This window comes from Janthinobacterium sp. Bl 1 (assembly GCF_058215535.1).
In genome coordinates this window covers 2943286-2951021 of the sequence record NZ_CM177086.1, presented here as the reverse complement: position 1 = coordinate 2951021, position 7736 = coordinate 2943286, and the positions used below count along the sequence as shown (strand labels likewise).

Annotated in this window: 6 protein-coding genes and 1 pseudogene; 1 reads left to right on the top strand and 6 read right to left on the bottom strand. The window is 59.1% G+C overall.

Annotated elements, in window-relative coordinates; translation table 11 throughout:
- Nucleotides 1–20: 20 nt before the first annotated feature.
- The 5 genes and pseudogenes from AC4BCN_RS13445 to AC4BCN_RS13425 form a co-directional block, all read right to left on the bottom strand.
- Nucleotides 21–1793, bottom strand: coding sequence for a ShlB/FhaC/HecB family hemolysin secretion/activation protein (locus AC4BCN_RS13445; protein ID WP_338682085.1), 1773 nt, complete (start codon nucleotides 1791–1793; stop codon nucleotides 21–23).
- 259 nt (nucleotides 1794–2052) lie between these two features.
- Nucleotides 2053–3663: a glutamine-hydrolyzing GMP synthase gene (guaA, locus tag AC4BCN_RS13440; protein ID WP_034752205.1), complete on the bottom strand. Its 1611-nt coding sequence runs from the start codon at nucleotides 3661–3663 to the stop codon at nucleotides 2053–2055.
- 66 nt (nucleotides 3664–3729) lie between these two features.
- The gene (guaB, locus tag AC4BCN_RS13435; RefSeq protein ID WP_034752206.1) at nucleotides 3730–5190 is read right to left on the bottom strand and encodes an IMP dehydrogenase; all 1461 of its coding nucleotides are present in this window, start codon (nucleotides 5188–5190) and stop codon (nucleotides 3730–3732) included.
- A gap of 141 nt (nucleotides 5191–5331) precedes the next feature.
- A pseudogene (locus tag AC4BCN_RS13430) lies at nucleotides 5332–5622 on the bottom strand (RnfH family protein); the annotation flags it as partial.
- Nucleotides 5615–6046 carry a type II toxin-antitoxin system RatA family toxin gene (locus AC4BCN_RS13425; RefSeq protein ID WP_034752216.1) on the bottom strand — a complete coding sequence of 144 codons (432 nt, stop codon included), beginning with the start codon at nucleotides 6044–6046 and terminating at the stop codon, nucleotides 5615–5617. The pseudogene AC4BCN_RS13430 and the gene AC4BCN_RS13425, both read right to left, overlap by 8 nt.
- Nucleotides 6047–6139: 93 nt before the next feature.
- Here AC4BCN_RS13425 and smpB point away from each other — a divergent pair, with 93 nt between their 5' ends.
- Nucleotides 6140–6589 (top strand): SsrA-binding protein SmpB, encoded by a 450-nt coding sequence (smpB, locus tag AC4BCN_RS13420; protein WP_034752217.1) that lies wholly within the window; start codon nucleotides 6140–6142, stop codon nucleotides 6587–6589.
- Nucleotides 6590–6894: 305 nt separating this feature from the next.
- Here smpB and AC4BCN_RS13415 read toward each other — a convergent pair whose 3' ends face one another.
- Nucleotides 6895–7203: an H-NS histone family protein gene (locus tag AC4BCN_RS13415; RefSeq protein ID WP_010397665.1), complete on the bottom strand. Its 309-nt coding sequence runs from the start codon at nucleotides 7201–7203 to the stop codon at nucleotides 6895–6897.
- Between the last annotated feature and the right edge of the window lie 533 nt (nucleotides 7204–7736).

Here is a 7736-nt window from a genome sequence, read left to right as displayed (position 1 = left end):
AACTGATCGATGGCGGCGTCTTAGTAACTGGCGTTCAGGCTGAAGCCGGCCGTATGGCTGGCCGTACGGAACAGCTCGGGTTTGCGCACGGGCCAGCCGACAAAGGCGTCGTACTGCACGCCCAGCCACTGGCCGCGCAAACCGACGAAGCCGCCCGTCAGGCGCCGCGCAATCAGCCATTCGGCGGATGGCCCCGACACTTCGCCGTGGTCCAGCCCGGCATACGCTTCCTGGCCGCTGCTGCCCAGCGGCACGCCGAGCTCATTGCGCAGCAGCCAGCCGCGCTCGGCGGACAAGCTGCTTTCGCCGTCGTAGCCACGTACCGTGTAGCGCCCGCCGATGGCAAAGCGGTCTTGCGGCACCAGCGGCGTGCGGTTGTGCTGCATGCGCCAGCTGCCCGCGTAGCGCAGCGGCTGGCCAGCCAGCTTGAACGGCGCCGACAGGGCCGCGTCGGCCAGGACGAGTTTGAAACGCGACGTGCCCTCGCCAAATGCTTCCTCGGGCGCCGCCATCGCATGCATCGCGCCCGTGCCGCGCCGGTATTGCAGGTTCAAGTCCAAGGTGGCCTGTCCCATGAATTCGCGATGACCGATACCCAGTTCCCAGCCCGCCATGCGGCGGCGCTGCACTTCCACTTCCGTGTCGTCGATGAAATTCTGCGCGGCGCGTTGCCAGCCACGCAAGGACACCGTCGTCTTGCGCGACGCATCGCGGTACACCAGGCGCGAGAGTTTCACTTCCTTGTTCTGGCTGGCGCCGCTGTAGTTGTAGTCTTGACTGATGCCGGCCACGGACTGGTGGTAATGGCTGTCGCTGGCCGTGAAGGCCAACAGCCAGTAGGCGTAGGGAATCGAATAGTGGGCCACCATGCCGCCCGTGCCGCGCGGGCCGTTGCGGTCGCCGTCGACGTTCTGGTTCAGGCTCAGGTAAAACAGGTCGTTCAGGGTCAGCCAGTGGTCGTACGACAGGGTCACGCTGCCCTGCAGCTTGCCTGTCGAGCGCGAACCGCCATCATCGAGGCCCAGCGCCAGCCGAAACGGCAAGCCCTGCTTCCACTGGATCTGCAGGTCGCTCTCGCCCGGCTTGGCGTTGCCGCCCTCGGCCGGCATGATCTGGATATCGGCCTCGGCCGTCGGCACGCGCTTGAAGTTCTCCAGCGCCTGCTCCGTATCGCGCACGTTGAGCAAGTCGCCGGGCCGCGCCGGCACGGCATTCCACCAGGTGGCCCGGGGATTCGTGCCGGGCGCAAAACCGATCTGGCGGATACGCCCCGGTATCACGCTCAAGGCCAAACTACCCTTGCTCAAGTCCTGCGGCTCGGCCAGCACGCGCGTAGTGACGTAGCCGCGCGCGATGATGGCGTTCTGCATGCGGCCCATCAGTACATTGATGGCCTGCGTGCCCAGGCAACGGCCCAGCGGAGAATCCGGCGCGCCCAGGTCGTCGCGGTTGGTGGCGTTCAATGCCCACTTGAACTGCGCCGCATCCTCGCCCCGCAACACAAGATGGTCAATCGTAAAACACGGCGATTCGCCCGTCGGCAAGCGGTTTGCGGACACCGCGGCAGGCGCCTCGAGCAGGCGCACGTCGGGATTGCGTTCCTGCTGCTGGCGCAGGACGCGCTCGCGCTCTTGCTGGCGTATCAATTCTTGGCTGGCATCGTCGCGCTGGCTGCTGCCAGGCGTGGTGGGAAGGGGCGGCGCGATTTCGGGACGGGTCTGCGCGGACACGGCGGCACACAGGGTGCCGCTAAACAAAAATACACCGCACCATGGCGTCAAGCGCAGGTGCATATGTTGCCTTAAATAATTATTTACGTAAGGAAATTATAAATTAATTATTTCTATCGGGCAACTTTATTTATTTCTTGAGAACTTTACCTCTTTGGTAACTACTTTTCATCTATCCAATTACCACTAGTAAAAAACACGCGGCCTTGTGACAGCAGAGCATGCAATGGGAGCCGGCATCGATGGCATAAAAAAAGCCCTGTAAAAAACAGGGCTTTGGCTCACTCAATTAGTCGGAAATGCAAAGTTTCCTTGTGGAAAATCATTCCCACTCGATGGTCGCCGGCGGCTTGCCAGAGATATCGTAGACGACGCGGTTGATGCCGCGCACTTCATTGATGATGCGGTTCGAGACCTTGCCCAGCAGGCTGTGCGGCAGGTGCGCCCAGTGGGCCGTCATGAAGTCCTGCGTTTGCACGGCGCGCAGGGCCACCACGTATTCGTAGGTACGGCCATCGCCCATCACGCCCACCGATTTGACTGGCAGGAAGACGGCAAACGCCTGGCTCGTCGCTTCGTACCAGTTGGTCGGAACGCTATCCTGGTCGAAGCCAGGAACCACGACCGGCTCATACGGCGTGTTGCGCAGTTCTTCGATGAAGATGGCATCGGCGCGGCGCAGCAGGTCGGCGTAGTCTTTCTTGACTTCGCCGAGGATGCGCACACCGAGGCCCGGGCCAGGGAATGGGTGGCGGTAGACCATGTCATGCGGCAAGCCCAGAGCCACGCCCAGCTTGCGCACCTCGTCCTTGAACAGTTCGCGCAGCGGCTCGAGCAATTTCAGCTTCATGGTGTCCGGCAAGCCGCCCACGTTGTGGTGGCTCTTGATGGTCTGGCCTTTTTTACCTTTGCCGGCCGATTCGATCACGTCCGGGTAGATCGTTCCTTGCGCCAGCCATTTGGCGTTGACCAGCTTGCCCGATTCCACCTGGAACACTTCGACGAATTCGCGGCCGATGATCTTGCGCTTTTGCTCAGGATCGGTGACGCCGGCCAGGTGGCCCATGAACTGGTCTTCCGCATCGACGCGGATGACTTTCACGCCCAAGTTCTTGGCGAACATGTCCATCACCATCTTGCCTTCGTCCAGGCGCAGCAGGCCGTGGTCGACGAAGACGCAGGTCAGCTGGTCGCCGATGGCGCGGTGGATCAGGGCAGCGGCCACGGAGGAATCGACGCCGCCGGACAGGCCAAGGATGACGTCGTCGGTACCCACTTGCGCGCGGATTTTTTCCACGGCTTCGCTGATGTAGTCGGGCATGTTCCAGTCCGATTTGCAGCCGCAGATTTCATGCACGAAACGGCCGAGCATGGCCTTGCCCTGCACCGTGTGCGTTACCTCCGGGTGGAATTGCACGCCGTAGAACTGGCGCTCTTCATCGGCCATGGCGGCGATAGGGCAGCTCGGGGTGTTGCCCATCAGCTTGAAGCCTGGCGGCATCTCCAGCACCTTGTCGCCATGGCTCATCCACACTTTCAGCATGCCATGGCCTTCGTCGGTAACGAAGTCGGCGATACCGTTGAGCAACTTGGTGTGGCTGCGGGCGCGCACTTCGGCGTAGCCGAATTCGCGTACCAGGCCGTTTTCCACCTTGCCGCCCAGCTGGGCCGCCATGGTTTGCATGCCGTAGCAGATGCCCAGCACGGGCACGCCCAGCTCGAACACGGCTTGCGGCGCACGCGGCGAGTCGCCGTCCAGGGTGGAATTGTGGCTGCCCGACAGGATCACGCCGGCGGCGCCATAGTTGCGCACGAACTCGTCGCTGACGTCATACGGGAAGACTTCGGAAAACACGCCGGAATCGCGCACGCGGCGGGCGATCAACTGGGTGACTTGGGAACCGAAATCGAGAATGAGGATTTTAGAATGCATGATGGGGACTTTATCTGAGGTCATTACAAAACCGGCGCACTAGGCGCCGGTCTGGTCTGTCGCTATTTACTCGGAACGGTAGTTCGGGGCTTCTTTCGTGATCTGCACATCATGGACATGCGACTCGCGCATGCCGGCCGAGGTGATTTCCACGAATTCCGCTTTTTCGCGCAGTTCGTCGATGGTGGCGCAACCGCAGTAACCCATCGATTGACGCACGCCGCCCACCAACTGGAAGATGATCGCCAGCACGCTGCCCTTGTAGGCGACGCGGCCTTCGATACCTTCAGGCACGAACTTGTCGGCCTTCATGGTGGCGTCCTGGAAATAACGGTCAGCCGAACCATCGGACATCGCGCCCAGCGAACCCATGCCGCGGTACGATTTGTAGCTGCGGCCCTGGTACAGGATCACTTCGCCTGGCGCTTCTTCCGTACCGGCAAACATGGAACCCATCATGACGGTCGAGGCGCCAGCGGCCAGCGCTTTCGAGATATCGCCCGAGAAGCGGATACCGCCGTCGGCGATACATGGCACGCCCGTGCCTTCCAGTGCTTCGGCCACATTCGAGATGGCCGTGATTTGCGGCACGCCCACACCGGCGACGATACGCGTGGTGCAGATCGAGCCAGGACCGATGCCGACCTTGACCGCATCGGCGCCGTATTCCACCAGCGCCTTGGCGGCAGCGGCGGTAGCGATGTTGCCGCCAATCACTTCGACTTGCGGATACTTGGTCTTGATCCAGCGTACGCGGTCGAGGATGCCTTGCGAGTGGCCGTGGGCCGTGTCGACCACCAGCACGTCAACGCCGGCAGCGACCAGCAGGTCGATGCGCTCTTCATCCTTGGCACCCACGCCGACGGCAGCGCCGACCAGCAGTTTGCCCTGGCTGTCTTTCGACGCGAACGGGTGGGAAGTCGACTTCTGGATATCCTTGACGGTAATCAGGCCGCGCAGTTCGAATGCGTCGTTGACGACCAGCACGCGCTCGAGGCGGTGCTTGTTCATCAGGCGCTTGGCTTCGGCCGTATCGGCGTCTTCCTTGACGACCACCAGCTTTTCGCGCGGGGTCATCTTGGCGGAAGCTTCCGCGTCGAGTTCCTGCTCAAAACGCAAATCGCGGTTGGTGATGATGCCGACGACTTCCTTGCCCTTGACGACAGGGAAACCGCTGATGCCGTATTGTTCCGTCAGCGCAATCACGTCGCGGATTTTCATTTCCGGCGGAATCGTGATCGGATCACGCAGCACGCCTGCTTCGAAACGCTTTACGCGGGCCACTTCACGTGCCTGGTCCTTCGGATTCAAATTCTTGTGGATGATGCCGATGCCGCCTTCCTGGGCCATCGCGATCGCCAGACGAGCTTCCGTCACCGTATCCATGGCTGCGGACAGCAAGGGAATATTCAAGGTGATATTGCGGGTCAGGCGAGTTTTGAGGGACGTATCGGCGGGCAGAACGTTGGAGTAGGCTGGGACGAGCAGCACGTCATCGAATGTGAGTGCTTTTTGAAGTAGACGCATAGCATTTCCTATTGGCGCAAAAGCAGATTATACGGAAATTCTCATCTTTTGTCCTTGCAACTTCGGCAAGACCTTTGAACATAGCTGGGAATCGCGCGCGCTGGGCTTGAGCTGCGCGGCAGATGCGCTGGCAACTAAGCCCTTGGCAGGCTTGCCGCCAGCCCTGCGCCGGCGCGCCTCTTTCGGGTCCGCCTGCAAGGGGCGGTACACTTCCACGCGGTCATGTTCGCGCAATACCGTATCGAGCGGCTTCTTCTTGCCGTAGATGCCGACCATATTGACGGCAAGGTCGATGCCGGGGATGGCTTGCAGCAAGCCGCTCTGCGCCACTGCCTGTTCGATGGTGGTGCCTGCAGGCACCGTCAAGGCGCGCAGGAAGCTGCTATCCGGCAAGGCATGGCAGACTTGCACGTGAATGCTGGCCTCAGCCATACACGGTCTCCGCGCGCTTGCAGAAGGAGTCGACCATGCTGTTGGCGATCATGCCAAAGACGGGGCCGATGATCTGTTCCAGTACGCGGCTGGAAAACTCGTAATGCAGGTCCAGTTCGATCTTGCAGGCGTCTTCGCGCAGGGCCTTGAAGGTCCACACGCCATCGAGGGTCTTGAAAGGACCGTCCACCAGCTTCATCTTGATGGATGACGGCGGCACGTTCTCGTTGGACGTGGTGAAGCTTTGGCGCACGCCGTGGTAATGTATGCCCACGCTGGCGACAACCGTGTTCTCGCCCCGCTCGCGAATCTCGACCGCACCGCACCAGGGCAGGAATTTGGGATAATCCTCCACCGCCGCCACCAGCGCGAACATTTGTTCGGCGCTATAGCCGAGAAAAACTGATTTATGTACTACTGCCATTGAAGAACCATTTGCTATGATGTTGGATACATTTGATTTTATCGCGCTTGCGCGAGACAGTAGTTTAACCGACCCGCGCACATTTACCATCTCATGACCATAGCAGACAACAGAAAAGCCTTCCACGACTACTTTATCGAGGATCGCTACGAAGCGGGCATCGTGCTGGAAGGCTGGGAAGTCAAAGCCATCCGCGACGCCCGCGTACAAATCAAGGAAGCCTACGTCGTCGTCCGCGGCGATGAACTCTTCCTGTTCGGCGCGCATATCAGCGCCCTGCCGACCGCCTCTACCCATATCCATCCGGAAGCCGTACGCACGCGCAAGCTGCTGCTGCACCGCACGGAAATGGATAAACTGATCGGCAAGGTGGAACGCTCCGGCTACACCCTGGTACCACTCAACCTGCACTACAAGGGCGGCCGCGTGAAATGCGAAATCGGCCTGGCCAAAGGCAAGAAGCAGCACGACAAACGGGCTGCGGAACGCGACCGCGATGGCGCGCGCGAAGTGCAGGCGGCAATGAAGTCGCACCGTCGCTGATCCGGCACTGCGCACAGCGTGCTGCGTCTATACCAGCAAGCCCGGCTATATGCCGGGTTTTATTTTGCCGATTGCCTGCGGCAAGATGAAAAGCATGGCGCGACGGGATGCAAACAGGAGAAGGAAGAGATACGGCGGAAATAAGACTGGTATGGGCGAAAATACCGGGAAGATAAGTGATGCGAATCCGCTTTGCCTGTCTGGCCAAAGACGATAATCAGGAAAGTGCCGGATGCTTGCATGCTGCCTTGTACTACACCTGTACTACTCCACAGGACAAGCATCCGAATGAATGGCGTATTACATTACACCTTCAGCAGATCACGCGACTTGCCCGAATCGGTCCACTCTTTGACCCATTTCGGTTGACGGCCACGGCCTGTCCATTGTTGCGTCGCATCATCCGGATTGCGATAGCGTACCGCAACCGTGCCGGTTTTAGCGCGGATACCCGTGCCCACCAGATCTTTTACGGAAACGCCGACGCTCTGGGCGATCGCCAGGATTTGTTCGCGCGCTTTGGACAGATCGTCCTGTTCGCGTTTTTTCATTTGCTTCTTGATGTCGTCCTGCAAGGTGCGCAGTTCGGACAGGGATAAGCTGGACAGATCCATGATATTTCCTTGTGTGAGTTGAAAAATATAACTGAACAGTTAAATTCTATCCAATTGTAACGCGACTGAGGTGATTTTTCTGAAGATTTGATTGTTTTTTACAATTCTTTTACTCAAAGCCCCACTTCCCCGGCTTTCAAGCGATGCAGTCTTCAATCAAGTGGGGCGGACATCGCACATGGGCCCTCTGCACAAGTAGCCCTGCTTTGTGCGGCAACGATTCAATACAACGTCATCGGCCGCATTTATTTTGCAATACTTTTTGTTTCATTGCAATTTATAGTAATTAAAAATAGCAATTCAAAATATACATAGGGCCAATACTATCGCCTGTCACGCATCACCTCCAAGCGCCGCACCGGCATGCACAATATACATAGGTGCCACATATTCGCCTTCACGCATCACCTCAAGCGCCGCACGATAGCACATAATACCAAAAGTGCGCATAGCATAGCATGAAGAAAATATTTTCAGCGTTACACACTCAGCCACAGATACTCCACTCCTGCTGCTGCCAGATAATCAGGGCG